General features: G+C 51.8%; 12 protein-coding genes. 10 read left to right on the forward strand and 2 right to left on the reverse strand.

Features of this window, described 5'->3' with window-relative positions; translation table 11 throughout:
• Window positions 1–32: 32 nt before the first annotated feature.
• Window positions 33–992: a PDR/VanB family oxidoreductase gene (locus tag PsAD46_RS15305; RefSeq protein ID WP_063307283.1), complete on the reverse strand. Its 960-nt coding sequence runs from the start codon at window positions 990–992 to the stop codon at window positions 33–35.
• Window positions 993–1,191: 199 nt separating this feature from the next.
• Between PsAD46_RS15305 and PsAD46_RS15310 the strand changes: the two genes are divergently transcribed.
• From PsAD46_RS15310 to PsAD46_RS15355, 10 genes are all read left to right on the forward strand, one after another.
• Window positions 1,192–2,220 carry a TRAP transporter substrate-binding protein gene (locus PsAD46_RS15310; protein ID WP_063307284.1) on the forward strand — a complete coding sequence of 343 codons (1,029 nt, stop codon included), beginning with the start codon at window positions 1,192–1,194 and terminating at the stop codon, window positions 2,218–2,220.
• Window positions 2,217–2,726, forward strand: a complete 510-nt coding sequence (locus PsAD46_RS15315) for a TRAP transporter small permease (protein ID WP_063296609.1) — start codon at window positions 2,217–2,219, stop codon at window positions 2,724–2,726. The genes PsAD46_RS15310 and PsAD46_RS15315 overlap by 4 nt, the downstream gene beginning before the upstream one ends.
• Window positions 2,726–4,012, forward strand: a complete 1,287-nt coding sequence (locus PsAD46_RS15320) for a TRAP transporter large permease (protein WP_063288524.1) — start codon at window positions 2,726–2,728, stop codon at window positions 4,010–4,012. The genes PsAD46_RS15315 and PsAD46_RS15320 overlap by 1 nt, the downstream gene beginning before the upstream one ends.
• Window positions 4,013–4,042: 30 nt before the next feature.
• A complete protein-coding gene (locus PsAD46_RS15325) occupies window positions 4,043–4,516 on the forward strand; it encodes a MarR family transcriptional regulator (protein ID WP_057465275.1) in 474 nt (157 codons plus the stop codon).
• A gap of 119 nt (window positions 4,517–4,635) precedes the next feature.
• Window positions 4,636–5,157, forward strand: coding sequence for a MarR family winged helix-turn-helix transcriptional regulator (locus tag PsAD46_RS15330; protein ID WP_084404428.1), 522 nt, complete (start codon window positions 4,636–4,638; stop codon window positions 5,155–5,157).
• Between the two features lie 62 nt (window positions 5,158–5,219).
• Complete coding sequence (locus PsAD46_RS15335) at window positions 5,220–7,370, forward strand: indolepyruvate ferredoxin oxidoreductase subunit alpha (RefSeq protein WP_063307285.1); 2,151 nt, start codon at window positions 5,220–5,222, stop codon at window positions 7,368–7,370.
• A gap of 2 nt (window positions 7,371–7,372) precedes the next feature.
• The gene (locus PsAD46_RS15340) at window positions 7,373–8,935 is read left to right on the forward strand and encodes an indolepyruvate oxidoreductase subunit beta family protein (RefSeq protein ID WP_063307286.1); all 1,563 of its coding nucleotides are present in this window, start codon (window positions 7,373–7,375) and stop codon (window positions 8,933–8,935) included.
• Window positions 8,936–9,515: 580 nt separating this feature from the next.
• Window positions 9,516–10,793, forward strand: a complete 1,278-nt coding sequence (locus tag PsAD46_RS15345; protein WP_057465273.1) for an aromatic amino acid transport family protein — start codon at window positions 9,516–9,518, stop codon at window positions 10,791–10,793.
• A gap of 70 nt (window positions 10,794–10,863) precedes the next feature.
• Window positions 10,864–12,234 carry an L-serine ammonia-lyase gene (locus PsAD46_RS15350; protein ID WP_063291931.1) on the forward strand — a complete coding sequence of 457 codons (1,371 nt, stop codon included), beginning with the start codon at window positions 10,864–10,866 and terminating at the stop codon, window positions 12,232–12,234.
• A 157-nt stretch (window positions 12,235–12,391) separates the two neighbouring features.
• Window positions 12,392–13,480: an endonuclease/exonuclease/phosphatase family protein gene (locus PsAD46_RS15355; protein WP_063291932.1), complete on the forward strand. Its 1,089-nt coding sequence runs from the start codon at window positions 12,392–12,394 to the stop codon at window positions 13,478–13,480.
• A gap of 81 nt (window positions 13,481–13,561) precedes the next feature.
• Here PsAD46_RS15355 and PsAD46_RS15360 read toward each other — a convergent pair whose 3' ends face one another.
• Entirely contained in the window at window positions 13,562–16,708 is a 3,147-nt protein-coding gene (locus PsAD46_RS15360) for a hypothetical protein (RefSeq protein ID WP_063307421.1), read from the reverse strand.

The raw sequence follows: 16,708 nt of genomic DNA on the forward strand, positions 1-16,708 counted from the left end.
GCGTCCCTCCGGAAAATACGCGAAATTATCTTTTACAAATCCAGCACCAGTCGTTTGGACTTGGCACGCGATACGCAAATATGCATCACGTCACCAGCCGCTTTCTCATCATCACTCAGCACTACATCCCGGTGGTCTGGCTCACCCTCAAGCACATCCACCTGACAAATCCCGCAGTCCCCGCGCTGGCAATCGTAAACAAGGTCTACGCCGCCGTCTTCCAGCACATCCACGATGGATTTATCCTGCGGCACCCAAAACACCTCGCCAGAGGATTTAACCTCCACCTCAAACCCGCCGCTGACATCATCGCCTGAAGACGCAGCGCTTGCAAACAGTTCAAAGTGGATCTGCTCTTTGCCAAAGCCAGCAGTCAGCGCCGTCTCGCGCACGGCTTCAATCATTCCCTTCGGGCCACATACATAGATATGGCTGCGAGTATCGAGCGTTGGAATGAGAGCGCCAAGATCCAGACAGCGCTCAGGATTGTCATCACTATGGATGTTCAAAGCATCACCGCAGAGGTCTGCAAGCTCATCCTTGAATGCCATCCCCTCCAGCGTGCGGCCAGAGTAGTGCAGGGCATAGGCTTTGTCTGCGCGCTTCAACGCAGCAGCCATGCTGATGATCGGCGTCACACCAATGCCGCCTGCAATCAGAACAACCGGTCTGTCGTCTTCAATCAGCGGAAAATCGTTCTTTGGTACGTCAACCTGAACAGCGTCGCCCACCTGCAAAGAGTGCATGTAAGCCGAACCGCCACTTCCGTCTTGCTCCAAAAGTATACCGAGCGTGTATCGCTGATTCTCGTAGGGTAAGTTTTCACCAAAATCGATCAGAGAATATTGACGAGAAGAGCCATCCTTAAGTTGAACTGCGATATGTGCACCAGCTTCAAATTGCGGAAGCTGCGCATTATCTTCGGCTTTGAGAACAAACTGTTTGATTTTTGGGGCGGCCGTCCGAACCCCCTCAATAATAAGTGTTTTCATGCTTTTTGGCGTCCTCCCTCAGAGCCAAAACAAGGAGAGTCTCCTCTCGCATAAATGAGAAATATAATATGCGATATCATATAAAACAATGTCAATGCATGAACTGGAAATAGTTTCCATTTCATATTTGTGCTTGATTAACCCACGGTATGTGTGCACATTTTTCTCATTCATCCTGTATTCTCTGGGGAGGGAGAACATGAATAAGAAACTCAAGATATTTGCAGCTGCAACTATTGCCGCGCTCTCTGTCAGCGCATCTGCCATGGCGCAGGAAACCGTATTGCGCATGTCCAGCTGGCTGCCGCCGGCACACCCGATCGTAAAAGGCATGATGGTGCCTTGGGCGGCCAAAGTGAAGGAAGTCACAGAGGGACGCGTCTCTGTGCAAATCCTCGACGCACCGCTCGGCCCGCCACCAGCCCACTTTGACCTCGCCGCAAACGGCATTGCGGATCTCACATACGGCGTGCACGGTTACACACCGGGCCGCTTTAAACTCACACAGATCGCGGAATTGCCTTTCCTTGCAACGGACGCCACCAGCCTGTCCGTTGCCTACTGGCGTCTCTATGAAAGCACGCTGGCAAAAGCCAACGAGCACCGCGGCTCAAAGGTTCTGGGTGTCTTCACCCACGGTCCCGGCCTGCTTTACACAACCGACCGTGCCGTCTCACCTTTGAGCGAGCTGAAAGGCGCAAAGATCCGCGTTGCTGGTAGCATTACCAACCAGCTGGTTCAGGCTATGGACATGGTGGCCATCCAGGCACCAGCACCGCAGTCCTATGAGATCCTGTCCGGCGGCATTGCTGACGGCATCGTGTTCCCGACTGAATCCATCCCGTTCTTCAAGCTGGATGGCCTGCTTAGCAACGGCCTGCGCGTAGAAGGTGGTCTGTACAACGTCTCCTTCTTCTTCATCGCCAACAACGCCAAGTTCTCCAGCTTGTCAGAAGCGGATCAGAAAGCCATTGAGGCCATCTCTGGCGAAGCCTTCTCCCGTCTTGCGGGCGCCGCATGGAATGCTGCGGATGCATGGGGTCTGGAGCAGATGGAAGGTAAAGTGACCATTCACGATGCCACCGCAGAAGAGCGTGCTCAACTGGAAGAAGCCACCCGTCCAATGTTTGACGGTGTTGCCAAATCCTACGGCGAAAAAGGCATCGACTTTGAAGTTGCCATGGACATGCTCCAAAAAGAAGTTGCAGCGGTTGCCTCTGAAAAATGAGTGGGAATCTGGTTGATCTAGCAGCGCGCGCCCGACGAAAGCTTCGTTCGGGCGCCTCTGTTCTCTGCGGAATACTGCTTCTGGCGCTGGTCGCAGTAACGGTCATTGATGTGATTGGCCGTTACCTGTTTGCAAGCCCATTGCCCGGAGCGCCGGAATATACAGAACTGCTGCTCATGGCGGTGATTTTTACAGGCCTTCCAGCGGTGTGCCTGGATGATGGGCACATCACGGTAGACCTGTTCACCTCCAAGTTCAAAGGCGGAGTAGCCGCCCTGCAAATGTTCTTTTCACGCATGTTTGTAGCTGTGGTCCTGTCCGTTGTGGCCTGGGAGCTCTGGCAACACGGAACGCAGCTTGCGAGTTATCAGGAAGTGACGGTGTATTTACGCATCCCTCTTGCTCCATTTGCAAAAGCAGCCGGTGTCATTTGTGCGTTTTGCGCATTCATCACATTCGTGCTTGCCGTTTTGAGAATTCCTAGAGGTGTTGGGGGCGGTTCCTGATGGAATGGTATCTGGGTCTTGCCATCCTGATGGCATTGATTTTTGTAGGCGTGCCAATTGCTTTTGCAATGGCAGCCGTTGGTTTCTTTGGAGTGGCCTCCATCATTGGATTGCCACCTGCATTTCACCTTGTCGGACAGGTCTATTTTGACAGCGGTCGAAGCTACACCCTGTCGGTCGTGCCCCTGTTCCTGCTCATGGGCAATCTCATCGTCCAGTCTGGCATCGCCAGCGACATGTATACGGCGGCAAACGCATGGCTGAGACACCGTAAGGGCGGTCTGGCCATGGCAACCATCGTTGCCTGTGGTGGCTTTTCCTCGGTTTGCGGATCATCTCTGGCGACCACCGCAACCATGGCACGCGTCTCTCTGCCAGCCATGCGCCGGTTTGGGTATTCGGACCGCTTGGCAACATCTTCCATCGCAGCAGGTGGAACGCTGGGTATTTTGATCCCGCCCTCCGTCATTCTTGTCATCTACGGCATTCTCACGCAGCAAAACATCGGCGCGCTGTTCCTGGCTGGCATTTTGCCGGGCCTCGTCGGTGTCATCGGCTATATGCTTGCCGTGCGCTTGTCGCTCTTCATGTTTAAGGAGGAGCTGGAAGTTCAGAGCAAGCTGCCCCTGATAGAGCGGATCATCGCTCTGCGCGGTGTGTCCTGGGCATTGCTTTTGTTCGTCTGCGTGCTGGGAGGCATCTATCTCGGCGTCTTCACAGCCACTGAAGCGGCTGGCATCGGAGCAGGCGGAGCACTGGTTCTGACTGCAATGCGGGGCAAACTGACTTATCGGGAGACGCTCAATACCTTATTCGAGACAGCCAAAACCACAGCTGTAATGTTCTTCATTCTGTTCGGGGCGCTCTATTTCCTGAACTACGTGAACATTTCCGGTCTGACGACGGACCTGCGCACATGGGTAAACGCCCTCGGCGTCGGGCCTTATGCCATCATCACCATGATCGTGCTGATCTATCTGGTGTTGGGGTGCCTGCTGGAAAGCCTGTCCATGGTCACGCTCACAGTGCCGATTCTCTTTCCAATCGTCACAGGTCTTGGGTTTGATCCAATCTGGTTCGGTATCTTCGTCATTATCGTCACGGAAATGAGCTTCATCACGCCTCCAATCGGCATGAACGTGTTTGTTATGCGCTCAGTTGCGCCTGAGGTGCCGGTTGAAAAGATATTTGTCGGTGTAGTTCCATTTGTTGCTATGGATGTTGTGCGCTTGATCCTGCTAATTGCAGTTCCGGGACTCGCACTTATCATTCCGTACTCAATGTAGCGCGGCAAAAACAAAAGAAGAGGCTGGCCGGTGGACGCAGACCTGAATGAAATCGACACGCATGAAAAGGAATCCGGCTTTGTAGACGGGTACCTTTTGTATCTGCTGGCATCGGCAAGCCATCTGGCCAGCGGGCAGTTTCACGAAGAAATCCGGGGCGCAGGCGTACGCGTCCCGGAGTGGCGCGTACTGGCGTGTCTTCGAGACAATGACGGCCAGATGGTCACTCAGTTGGCCCGCTTTGCTTTGATGGAGCAATCTCACCTCACCAAAACCATTGATCAGATGACAGAAAGAGGGCTGGTGACACGCCGCTCTGATGAAGCAGACCGCCGCCGTGTCCGCATCTTTTTGAGCGAGAAGGGCAGGGAACTCGCCGGTCAACTCGTCACGCAGGCCAGTGCTCATGAAGAGCGGTTGATCCGTCAGCTTGGCATGAATGATATCGCGCAGGTGAAAGGTTTTCTCTCTCGCATGATCGAGACTCTCGAAAACAATGAATGATCACATATTTACGCTATAATCTACAGGATTGCAGTTGATATAAATATGTAAATGCATATAATCATTTTCAAGCTCTACGAGAGAGGTGGGGCTTGTTCAAAAAAGAAAGAGTGCACCACATGAACGAGATTCTCGGTGATCAAGCTCCCGAAACTGAACAGGACGGACAACACTCAAAACCAGTATCCACGCCGAGATCTCTGGGTGAAGTCGGGCTGGGCCATTTTGCGCCCTATCTGATGAACCGGATCATGGGCAGATACAACGAGAGTCTGCGCGAAAAATTGAGCAGATCAGGGTTGTCGGTCGCCAAGATGAGAGCACTTGCTGTGTTGTCAGTCGTGGACGGGCTGATGATCAACGAACTCTCGGTTTATTCGGTGATCGAGCAATCGACTTTGAGCCGCACGCTGGATGCGATGGAAAAGGAAGGTCTGATCCACCGTAAAGCGAGCGAGCAGGACAACCGCGTGCGCCATATTTTTCTGACTGAGGCTGGACGGTCTGCCTTTGCAGAAATGTGGCCGCATATGCGCGATGAATACAGCACAATGTTCACTGGCGTCTCGCAAGCCGAGCATGACGCCTTTTTGGTGACGCTGCGCAAGGTGCTGGCAAACATACGAAAGCACGACTTCTAGGGCGCGTTTCTCTTCATTGAGCTCGCACCAACTGGATCTGTCATGCTTTCTGGGGAGAGAGTATGGCAGAAAGATCTTTTGTCAAAGAGGTCGAAAAACTTCGCGCAGGTGAGGGCGAAGTGTTCCGCGGTGAAGGCATTCTGGCCATCACCAAAGCGCTGCTGGAAAATGGCGTAGGCTATGTTGGCGGCTATCAGGGCTCGCCAATCAGTCACCTCATGGATGTTCTGGCTGATGCGCAGGATATTCTTGGCGAGCTTGGTGTGCACTTTGAAGCCAGCGCCAGCGAGGCTGCCGCCGCCGCCATGCTGGCCGCGTCTGTTCACTATCCCATTCGCGGCGCAGTCACCTTCAAGTCAACAGTCGGCACCAATGTTGCCTCTGACGCATTGGCAAACCTGTCGTCCGGTGGTGTCACCGGTGGTTCCCTTGTTATTGTCGGAGAAGACTACGGCGAAGGCTCTTCCATCATGCAGGAGCGCAGCCACGCCTTTGCAATGAAAAGCCAGATCTGGCTGCTCGATCCGCGTCCCAATCTGCCGTCCATCGTCAAAGCCGTTGGCGATGGTTTTGAGCTATCCGAAGCCTCCAACACACCGGTTATGCTTCAGGTGCGCATCCGCAGCTGTCATGTCCATGGTGAGTTCACCACCAAAGACAACCAGCGCCCATCCATGAGTGTGGCAGACGCGCTGGAGAACCCAAAGCGTGACCTGAACCGCATTGTCTTGCCACCAGCCTCCTTCCTCCATGAGCAGGAGAAGGTAACAAAGCGCTTACCTGCCGCGCTGAATTATATTCAAACGCATAAATTGAATGAGTTGTTCGGACCAGAGGGCCGCAATGTCGGGATTATCCTGCAAGGCGGTATGTATAACGGCGTCATCCGCGCATTACAGCGTTTGGGCCTTGCCGACATCAACGGCGAAACGCAAATCCCGCTCTACGTCATGAATGTAACCTATCCGCTTGTTCCAGCTGAAATCAACGAGTTCTGCCGCACCAAAGAGGCCGTGCTGGTGGTGGAAGAGGGCTATCCTGATTATCTGGAGCAAGCCGTCGGCGCCATGCTGCAAAAGGAAGGCCTCACCACCAAACTGGAAGGAAAGGGGCCATTCCCCGAAGCTGGTGAGTATACCGGACAGGTGATGCTGGACAGCATCCAGACCTTCCTTGCAACCCACTGCGATGCGTTGCCCGGCAAAGGACGCGCACCAAACACACCTGGAGCCCTGCCAGATATCAAAGAGCTGCAAGAGGTCGTTCCCATGCGCCCGCCCGGGTTCTGCGTGGGGTGTCCGGAACGCCCAATTTTCGCTGCCACCAAACTGGTGGAAGATGAACTTGGCCCGCATCACATAGCTTCCGATATCGGCTGCCACCTGTTCTCCATCATGCCCCCTTTTGGCATTGGCTCCACCACCATGGGGTATGGACTAGGCCCGGCCTCGGCCTCTGCATTCAACACAACAAAAACGGATCGCAGGTCCATCTCGTTCATGGGAGACGGCGGCTTCTGGCACAATGGCCTGACCACCTCTATCGGCAATGCGGTCTTCAATCAAAATGATGGCGTGATCGTCATTGTCGACAATTACTATTCAGCGGCCACAGGCGGGCAGGACATCCTGTCCTCAAGGGCAAACAACAAAAGCAAGTCCACCAAACACCCGATCACCGAAGCGGTGAAAGGCGTTGGTGTCAAATGGGTTCGTCAGCTTGACCGCACCTATGACGTCACCCAGATGCAATCGGTCCTGAAGGAAGCGTTGACCACCGATATCAAGGGACCAAAGGTCATCATTGCGTCCTCGGAATGCATGCTCAACAAACAGCGCCGCGAAAAGCCAATCATCAATCAAGCCGTGAAAGAGCAAAAGCGCGTCGTCAAAACCCGCTTCGGTGTTGATGAAGATGTCTGTACAGGGGATCACGCCTGTATGCGCTTGTCCGGTTGTCCCTCTTTGACAGTCAAAGATCTGGACGACCCGCTACGCGATGATCCCGTCGCGCATATTGACCAGAACTGCGTGGGTTGCGGCAATTGCGGAGAGGTTGCGGACGCCGCCATCCTCTGCCCATCCTTCTATCAGGCCGACACCATTCACAACCCAAGCAAATCCGAACGCTTCTTCAGTAATATACGCGGTCGCATCATTTCTGCGCTGCAAAACTGGCGAGAGCGACGATCTCTGATCATTGAGGAGGCATAAGTATGGATATCGACACTCAATGGCAGGCTTTGGGAACAGGCGAGGATGAAACCCGCACCATCACGAAAATCGCCATCTTCGCCGTTGGCGGGCAGGGCGGCGGTGTCCTCACAGACTGGATCGTCAACTTAGCTGAAGCCAACGGCTATAAAGCCCAGTCCACCTCTGTCGCAGGTGTCGCCCAGCGCACGGGCGCAACAATCTATTACGTCGAAATGGCACCTGATACTGGCAAAGCCCCTGTCTTCTCCCTCAGCCCAGCGCAAGGCGATGTCGACACCGTGATTTGCGCCGAACTCATGGAAGCAGGCCGCGCGGTTATCCGTGGTTTCGTGACTGCTGATAAGACAACGCTCATTGCCTCATCTCACCGCATTCTGGCAGTCTCGGAAAAGATCGTGCCGGGTAAAGGGGAGCAGGACAGTGATGTCGTCCTCTCTCGTCTCGGAAATGCCTCCCAAAAACTGGTCGCCTTCAATATGGAAGAAGTCGCTGCAGACAATGGCAGCGTCATCTCCTCCAGCCTGTTCGGCGCACTTGCCGGTTCCGGCGCATTGCCATTTCTCAAAAGCACCTATGAAGACACCATCCGCAAAGGCGGTAAAGGCGTCAAAGCAAGTCTGGCGTCTTTCAATGCGAGCTTCGAGCACGCCCAGTCATCAGCTGCTGCTGGAAGCGCTGGTACCAAGCGACCAGAACAAACCAAGTCTGAGAAGATACTCACAGTCCGCGGGCCTGAGAAAAAACGCGCAGCCTGGCAACTGCTTTTATCCCGCATTGAAGCGCTCCCCAAACAGGCTCACGAGATGGCGCTGGCAGGGCTGCGCAAGACCGTTGAGTTTCAGGATCTGGAATACGGTGAGGAGTATCTCAATCACCTCGAGATTGTACTCGCAAGTGATACCGAAAATGGCAACTGGGAATTCACCAGAGTTGCGGCCAAGTATATCGCAAATGCTATGTGTTATGACGACACAATCCGTGTTGCCGACATAAAAACGCAAAAAACACGCTTGCAACGCGTTGAAAGGGAAATCGGGTTAGGCGCAGAAAATCAGCTGGAACTGACCGAATATCTCCACCCACGCATGGAGGAAATCTGCGGAACTCTGCCAGTTCGACTTGGCAAATGGGTCGAAGCCCGTCCTAAAGTGTTCAACTGGTTGGATAGAAGGGTGAACAAGGGGCGACGCATAAGAACGCACTCCGTTCGAGGCTTCCTCAGCCTCTGGCTCATCAGCAGCCTGAAACCCTGGCGCCGCAGTTTTCTGCGCCATGAAATTGAGACAGAACATCTCCAAAACTGGCGGGATCTTGCGATTAAGACCGTGCATTCGGACTATGATCTTGCTGTTGAGATCCTCACTTGTCGCCGGCTCATCAAAGGATATTCGGACACACATAAACGCGGGCACTCCAAATTCGACCGGGTTCTTTCCTCTCTCACACTCCTGAAAGACAGAAAAGACGCCGCAGATTGGCTCAGACGTCTCAGAGAAGCCGCGCTTTTGGATGAAAAAGGCGAAGCTTTGGAAGGTGCAATGAAGACAATTCAAACCCTCTGATTGAAAACAGGGGGAAAGAATGTCGCATTTGAAATTTTTCCTCCGATTATAATTAATGTATGCATTTGTGTGCCTTAGCGAAAATACGGTGTTTTTCCGAGCGCACAAAATGCGCGTGCAAGGGGCATATTGTCATCATTTGAGGACAGGTGAACGCATTAGATTCAGGCATACACCTGAATGCAATTTTACTTATGCGAATTACTCAAATGACGCCAAAGTACCTCTAGGTCAGTGATATACGCTTGGGAAACAGTGTGTTGACTGCATATATTAGAATGCGCGTATATTGTGTGAACTGTAGGTTTGACGAAGAGCCAAAGCTGATTAATAGGAGTTCGGTGAAAAATCCTATTTAATATAATTATTTACAGCGCCGCGGCAGATTGTTGCACGCGCACTGGGGGCTCGCGCTATTAAACTGAAGTCGTATTCAGTATCGCTGCGTTATTATGGCGCGCAGGATGTGTATTAAAACGTATGGTCTTAAAATTTTAACATAAGTATATCAGGTCCCCGTCCTAGAGAGATTGGGAAATTCTCCTAGGGCACATGAGTGGCACATGGGGAAATAAAAGAAATGTCAAGCATCAATGCGACCGAAGTCGAAGTCGCCCCGAAAGAAACGGTTAAATATACAAAAGAAGATCTTACCTGGTCTTTGTCCATGTTCGGTACCGCCGTCGGTGCCGGTGTTCTGTTTCTTCCAATCCGTGCAGGTCTTGAAGGCTTCTGGCCGCTGATCCTGATCGCAGCTCTCGTAGGTCCAATGACCTACTTCTCTCACCGCGCATTGGCTCGCTTTGTTCTTTCCTCCAAGAACAAAGACGCAGACATCACAGACGTGGTTGAAGAACACTTTGGTAAAGCAGCTGGCCTGCTGATTACCTTCTTCTATTTCTTCGCGATTTACCCAATCGTGTTGATCTACGGTAACGCGATTACCAACACCATCGACAGCTTCATCGTCAACCAGTTGGCAATGCCTGCAGTTCCACGCTGGCTCCTCTCTGGTATTCTCGTTGCAATGATGATGGGCGTAATGATCCTTGGTCGCCGCCTGATGCTCGTCGCAACTGAGCTTCTGGTGTACCCACTGGTGATCATCCTGTTCGGTATGTCTGTATACCTGATCCCATCCTGGTCTTTTGAAGCCATGAGCTTTGATATGATCCCAGAAACCGGCACTTTGTTGACAGTGGTGTACCTCACCATTCCAATGCTTATCTTCTCCTTCAACCACAGCCCAGCCGTCTCCTCCATGGCTCTGGCTCAGCGCGAAGCACATGGCGATAATGCGGTGGCAAAGTCCGATATCATCCTGAAGCGCGCATCTGTGATGCTCCTCGGCTTCGTTATGTTCTTCGTATTCAGCTGCGTTCTTGCACTGACACCTGAACAGCTGATGGAAGCAAAACAGCAGAACCTGCCAGTCCTGTCTTACCTTGCAAACGTGTTTGACAGCCCGCTGATCTCCTTCATGGGCCCACTGGTTGCGTTCCTTGCAATCTTCTCTTCCTTCTTCGGTCACTACCTTGGCGCAAAAGAAGGTCTTGCAGGCATTGCTAAGAAAGCTGCTCCAAAAGCTGTTGAAGGCTTGGGCGAAAAGAAATTCAACACACTGCTTGTTGCATTCTTCTTCTTCTCCGTCTGGGGTGTTGCAATCATCAACCCATCCGTTCTTGGCATGATTGAAGGCCTGGGTGCTCCGTTCATCGCAGCAATCCTGTTCCTGATGCCAATGTACGCAATCAAAAAAGTCCCAAGCATGAAGAAGTACGACGGTGCGCTGTCCAACATCTTCATCACCATCATGGGCATTGTCGCAATCTCTGCGATCGTAAAAGGCCTCTTCTAAGAAGGCCAACTAACAAAAATAAACCGGTGTCTTCGGACACCGGTTTTTCTCTCCCACTGAGGTTCACGTTATGTTCAGCGTTTTTGACATCTTCAAAATCGGTGTAGGTCCATCCAGCTCCCACACAGTCGGGCCTATGAAAGCGGCAAAGCAGTTCATTGATAGCCTGCGTGCTCAGGATAAACTGCGTGATGTGACGCGTATTGCAGTTGACATATACGGCTCTCTGTCTCTGACAGGCAAAGGCCACCACACAGACACAGCAATTATTATGGGGCTTGGTGGCAACTCTCCGGAAACCGTTGATATTGACAGCATTCCAGAGTTCATTCAGCGCGTAGAACAAACCGGTCGCCTCCCGGTTGGCATGCATTGCCACGTGGTTGACTTCCCGAATGATGCAATCACATTTAATCGTCCAGCACTTGAGTTGCATGAAAACGGCATGTCCATCCATGCCTTTGCAGGTGGAGAAAAGATCTTCTCCAAAACCTACTATTCCATCGGCGGTGGGTTCATCGTGGATGAAGAGAATTTCGGTAAGGCTTCAGAAAACGAAGTTTCGGTGCCTTATCCATACAAATACGCTTCAGAATTGCTGGAGCATTGCCGCCAAAACGGTATGAGCATTTCCGCGCTTGTTCTGGAAAACGAAAAAGCATTCCGCAGTGAAACAGAACTGCGTGAGAGCTTTGGTCGTATCTGGAATGTGATGCGCGATGGCATAAAGCGTGGCAGCAACACGGAAGGTCTGCTGGCGGGTCCGCTCAAAGTCCCACGCCGTGCAGCAGCACTACGCCGTCAGCTGACGGCGACAGAGCGCAGCAGCAACGACCCGATGGCGACGGTTGACTGGGTCAACATGTTCGCGCTGGCCATATCAGAAGAAAATGCAGCAGGTGGCCGCGTTGTAACAGCACCAACCAACGGTGCAGCAGGTATCATTCCTGCGGTTCTCGCGTACTATGACAAGTTTATTGAGCGTCTTGAGCCTGAGCACTACACAAAATTCTTCCTCGCCTCAGGCGCCATTGGAGCGCTGTATAAGACCAATGCATCCATCTCCGGTGCAGAAGTTGGCTGTCAGGGTGAGGTTGGTGTTGCGTGCTCCATGGCAGCAGCAGGCCTTGCAGAGCTGCTGGGTGCGAGCCCGGCTCAGGTCTGCATTGCAGCTGAAATCGGTATGGAGCACAATCTGGGCCTCACATGTGACCCTGTTCTCGGGCAGGTTCAGGTGCCTTGCATCGAGCGCAACGCAATAGCCTCTGTCAAAGCGATCAACGCAACACGTATGGCTATGCGCCGAAACTCAGATCCATGTGTTTCTCTCGATAAAGTCATCGCGACCATGTACGAAACCGGCAAGGATATGCTGGCAAAATACAGAGAAACCTCACAGGGTGGTCTTGCGCTTAAAGTGGTGCCGGTCGCAGCAGAGTAAGCAGCAACCAATGTGTTTAAGATAGGAAAGCTGGCCTTTAGGTCAGCTTTTTTTGTTTTGCTCAGCCATTTTGCGGAAACACTTAAAACTGCAAGAACACTCGGAACGGGCCACTAACCCATGTTTGGTACTCCCAAAAGAAAAAAGGGAGAAACCCATGAAATCCTTGCTACTGGGTGCAACGATCATCGGATTGGCCATGCCGACAGCCTTTGCTCAAGACAAGCCTGTCACGATCGTCAGTTACAACGTGCAAAATCTCTTCGACACCATTGATGATGAGAACAATCCACGAGATGACACCTACCTTTCCAAAGAAGCAAAAGAAGCCCGTGGTAAGGATCATGAAGACGCGTGTGAGAGCTACAATGATAAAGGTTCTCACTATTACAAACAATGCATTGAGCTGAACTGGGGCGAGGAAAGCTACAAGCAAAAATTGATGACACTGGGCGCTGTCATTCGTTCCTTCCCGGAAACGCCGGACATTTTGGTTTTACCTGAAACAGAAAACAAAAAGGTGCTTGATGATCTGGTCAATAAAGCACTGGCCGGTCTGGACTACACCTCAGTCATTCAGCTGGACACCTCCAACAATGAGCACAATCGCGGTATTGATGTTGGCATCATCTCGCGCTTGCCGCTTAAGGGAGAACCGGAGACAATTAAAGTGTTTGGCGAAGATGGCGACAATCCCCACGATTGCCATCCAACCCGTGATATTGTGAAAGCTCAGTTTGAGATGCCAGACGGCGAAACAATGCATGTCTTTGGTGTTCATTTTCCATCTGGCGCGGCCTATCAATGCCGGAAAGATGCGATGGAAGTGCTGAACAAAGAACGTGCAAAGCTTCCTGATGACGCAAATGCGGTTGCTGCTGGCGACTTCAATTTTAATTGCACAGACATTCAAAATGGTGAGTTTCAGGCCCTGGCGAGAGAAGGGAACTGGAGTTATCCGCCTGAGATAGTCGGGTGTGCAGCCCCGGGCAGTGCATTTTACTATAAGGATCAGAGCTGGTCATTTTTGGATATGATCCTCGTTTCCGGTGCATTGCGTCCCGATCAGGACAGCAACAGTACATGGTTTGCTGATTTGGGTAGCTTCCACACAGTTGTCACGCACCCGAGCCAGTACGCACAGGATGCAAGAAACAGAGTACGCCCAAAGCGCTTTAATCCCGACAATAATCAGGGCGCCAGCGATCACTGGCCAGTCTTGATGCGGTTCCTGAAACGTTTCTGATAGCCGCTTACAACACTGCAAAAAAAAAGAACCGGCCTGAAAGTTCAGGCCGGTTCTTTGCTGTTTACGTTACGGGGTGGATCAGGTCTTATAGAGCTTCAGATCTGCCGTGATTTCACGGTGTACGAGCTCAATTTGAGCTGACATCGCATCAACAACGGCTTCCATCTCTGAATGACGTTGCCCTGCTGACCACTTCTCGATCTTGGGGTTTTCCGGCTTGTCTGTCACCGGAGAGTAGGCATCCAAAGCCTTCTTCAGGTTATCCAGCTCTGTATCAACCTGTGTGGCATAATCAAACACCGCTTTCATACCATCCGGTTTGCTCAGTTGCTCATCCCGCACCTCTGGGTACTTGAATGGGTCGCCATTACAAAGGTTATGCAGCTCCTTGATGGAACGATCAATGTTTGGTGTCAGACAACTGTCTCTGGCCATTCGTGGATAGGCTCGCGTGGTAGCTGCCTTCTTGAACAAGAACCAGGACTTCAGGGTCAGATCAGGCGTACAAGGATGCCAGTTCTCCACCTTTGGCACTCGGCGCAGTACAACAGGATCATCGCTGTAAAGCGTCTCAAAGTACCGCACAACTGCAGAACATACATCTGTGCTGGAAACCAGCACCTCCGGCGTCAAACCACTGTTCCGGCCAACCTGGCGGGCAATGGGGTCTTTTTCCTCCACAATTCCGTAGGCGAGCACACACTTGGCAAGCGTGGAATTGCCTGCAATCGCAGCACGTGCCGCTTTACGGTTTGCAGGGTCCATCCGCGCTTCCTGATACTTCTTCCAGCCATAAATAATCTTCGCGCGGCCATAGGTTTTATAACCGAAATCAGATAGCGCACGGCCCATGTTCATACCTGCCGAGATGCCGGCAGAAGCCTGTGTTGCATCAGCCAAGCGCGCAATTTCAGCGGCAACACCAACAACGGAGAAGAAGGTGTTCAGCGTCTTCTGGCTCACCTGAATAGCGGCCTGTGTATGTCGCTCTTTGATTGCATGGTAATAGACCGAGTTACTCGCTTCAGCCATGTTGACGTTCTTGCGCCATTTCTCGACCTCAGCAGATTTCTTCGCCAACGCGATTGCATCCATGGTCAATTTTCTGATCGCTTCTGCAAGGCCTGTTGCAGGGAAGATCGTTGTGACTGCCTTTACACCACCACTCGCAATGGTCTCGATCATCTTGATCTTCATTTGAGAAGCTTTGATATCAGCAAGCAGAGTGTCGATGGCCTTCAAAGATTTCTCGACGGCCTTTTCATCATTCGGGTCATCAGGTGAGGAAGCTTCTGCAATAAGATCTTGCAGAGCCTTGTGCTCCTCATCTGCGCGCTTCTCGATTTCATCCATGTATGCTTTGCGCTCTTTAGGATCAGCAAGCTTTTCCTTCAGACTAGCAAGTGCATTGCCTGTTTTTTCTTCTTCGATCTTTTTCAGCGCAGCTGCTGTATTCTTCTTGACGATCTCAGCGTCTTTTTCATCGCGGCCTGGCTTCTTGAACTTATCGAGACCGCCGGTCAGCAAAGCGTTGACATTTGCCATGATGTCTTCGTCAGAAAGAAGCTCCATGCTCTTCTCAACGCTCTGGACACCCGCGCTTGGACCAGCAAGTTTCAGCTTTTTCTCAAGAATTTGCTGCGGTGTCAGGCCTTCAGTCTCAGCTTCGCCTTCTTCTGTCAACTCACCTTGATCTGGCTGAATCTTGCTCGTGATGGCATCACCAATGGCATCAGAACCAGTAGTACTGGCGAGGTTTGCCAGGCCTCCTGTGAGGGCTTCTGCAAAGGCTTGATAGTCGCCATCAATCAACGCTTTTGTCGCTGTACCGGCATCAGTCGTTGCAATCATTGCAGCTTTAAGCGCTTCACCAACAATCTCGGGAGTAGTGGATTCCGTACCGCTCAACTGCGAGCCCGACGAAATTGCCGTGGAGAGGGAATCTGCAAGTGTTCCGATGATGGACATCACCGCTTCTTGCTTGGCGTCTTTGTCAGGAGCTTGTGTAGCCTGCAAAATTTTCTCTGAAACGCGCCCGCCAGCCATAGCAACATCAATCAGGCCAGAAACACCTTCAAAGATATTGCCGTGGTCATCCTCGCCTTTGCGGTCAGACGCGGATTTGTCAAAAGCAGCGCCAGCAGAGAGAACCTTTTTGATCTCTTCACCAATCATCTCGCCAGCTTCGTTCGCAAAGCTCAGCTTATCTGCGGCTGTTTTGCCTTTCTGCTCTGAAAAGACAATACCTTTTTCCGCAGCTGCAAGACCGGTGTCGAGCAATGTAGTCGTTGCAGTAAACAACGCACGCTGTTCAGCCACCCAATTGGCGTCCTTTGAGAGATTTTCTCCCAGCGAGTTTAAAGCTGAATCAATATTGGTTACCTTCTGAAGCTGATCTCCATACTTCCCGGCATCTTTTGCTGCTTTGATGACATCCTCTGAGCTTGCATTCGCATCCATTCCAAGCGACTTGCGCAAATCGCCTGTTACCTGGCCTTTCTGGTTGTTCAGGACATCCTGTTTGGCAGAAATCTGGTCTTTGTCAGGCGCATCACCCGCAACTGTATTCAGATTGGCCAGAGTGATTGCATTGGATCCGATAGATGAGGCAAGCGTCACGACATCACGCGCAAAACCAATGGCTTCTAATGTATTTTCGTGTTTGGAAGCGGTTTCGCTATGTTCATCAAGCTTTTGCTCATAGATTTTTGCACCACCCTTGAACATCTTCTCAAACTGGCTGTAGCGGGAAGGGACCAGGTTTGATGGAATGATCCCTTCACGAACCAGCGGAGTCCAGAGTTCGCGTGTGATGTCCTCTTCAGAAAACATCTCGTTGCCATCTTTATCTTTGGCCGCAATCATCTCGGCTTGTCGTGCCAAAATGCGTTCAAAGGAAGCGTTGAGCTTCTTCAAAGTCTCAGCATTAATTGCCCCGCTATCGGCACGAATATCAGCGCGGGTGTCAATCTCTGTCTGCATATCCCCGGTCATCCAGGGCATTTTAGTACCCGAGCCGGGGAGCTTGAACCATTTTTCATTCCGCGCCAGCGTTACTTCAAAGTTCTGTGCCTCGCGAATGGTTTCTTTGTCTCCATCCAGCTTGGTCATAATGTCATTCAATCGTCCAGCTTTGGCTGCAACACGTTCGGCATTTTGTTCAAAATTGCCGGCGCCTTGTTGCGCTGTTTTGAGCCAATCGAGCTGTTTTCCGGTAAGGGGCAT

This window comes from Pseudovibrio sp. Ad46 (assembly GCF_001623065.1).
Classification (GTDB): Bacteria; Pseudomonadota; Alphaproteobacteria; order Rhizobiales; family Stappiaceae; genus Pseudovibrio.

Bases quoted from the DNA above. Each gene is read 5' to 3' on its own strand.
- PsAD46_RS15350 (WP_063291931.1), top strand. From the start codon at position 10,864: ATGTTCAGCGTTTTTGACATCTTCAAAATCGGTGTAGGTCCATCCAGC.
- PsAD46_RS15355 (WP_063291932.1), top strand. From the start codon at position 12,392: ATGAAATCCTTGCTACTGGGTGCAACGATCATCGGATTGGCCATGCCG.
- PsAD46_RS15330 (WP_084404428.1), top strand. From the start codon at position 4,636: ATGAACGAGATTCTCGGTGATCAAGCTCCCGAAACTGAACAGGACGGA.
- PsAD46_RS15315 (WP_063296609.1), top strand. From the start codon at position 2,217: ATGAGTGGGAATCTGGTTGATCTAGCAGCGCGCGCCCGACGAAAGCTT.
- PsAD46_RS15320 (WP_063288524.1), top strand. From the start codon at position 2,726: ATGGAATGGTATCTGGGTCTTGCCATCCTGATGGCATTGATTTTTGTA.
- PsAD46_RS15360 (WP_063307421.1), bottom strand. From the start codon at position 16,708: ATGCCCCTTACCGGAAAACAGCTCGATTGGCTCAAAACAGCGCAACAA.
- PsAD46_RS15345 (WP_057465273.1), top strand. From the start codon at position 9,516: ATGTCAAGCATCAATGCGACCGAAGTCGAAGTCGCCCCGAAAGAAACG.
- PsAD46_RS15340 (WP_063307286.1), top strand. From the start codon at position 7,373: ATGGATATCGACACTCAATGGCAGGCTTTGGGAACAGGCGAGGATGAA.
- PsAD46_RS15335 (WP_063307285.1), top strand. From the start codon at position 5,220: ATGGCAGAAAGATCTTTTGTCAAAGAGGTCGAAAAACTTCGCGCAGGT.
- PsAD46_RS15305 (WP_063307283.1), bottom strand. From the start codon at position 992: ATGAAAACACTTATTATTGAGGGGGTTCGGACGGCCGCCCCAAAAATC.
- PsAD46_RS15310 (WP_063307284.1), top strand. From the start codon at position 1,192: ATGAATAAGAAACTCAAGATATTTGCAGCTGCAACTATTGCCGCGCTC.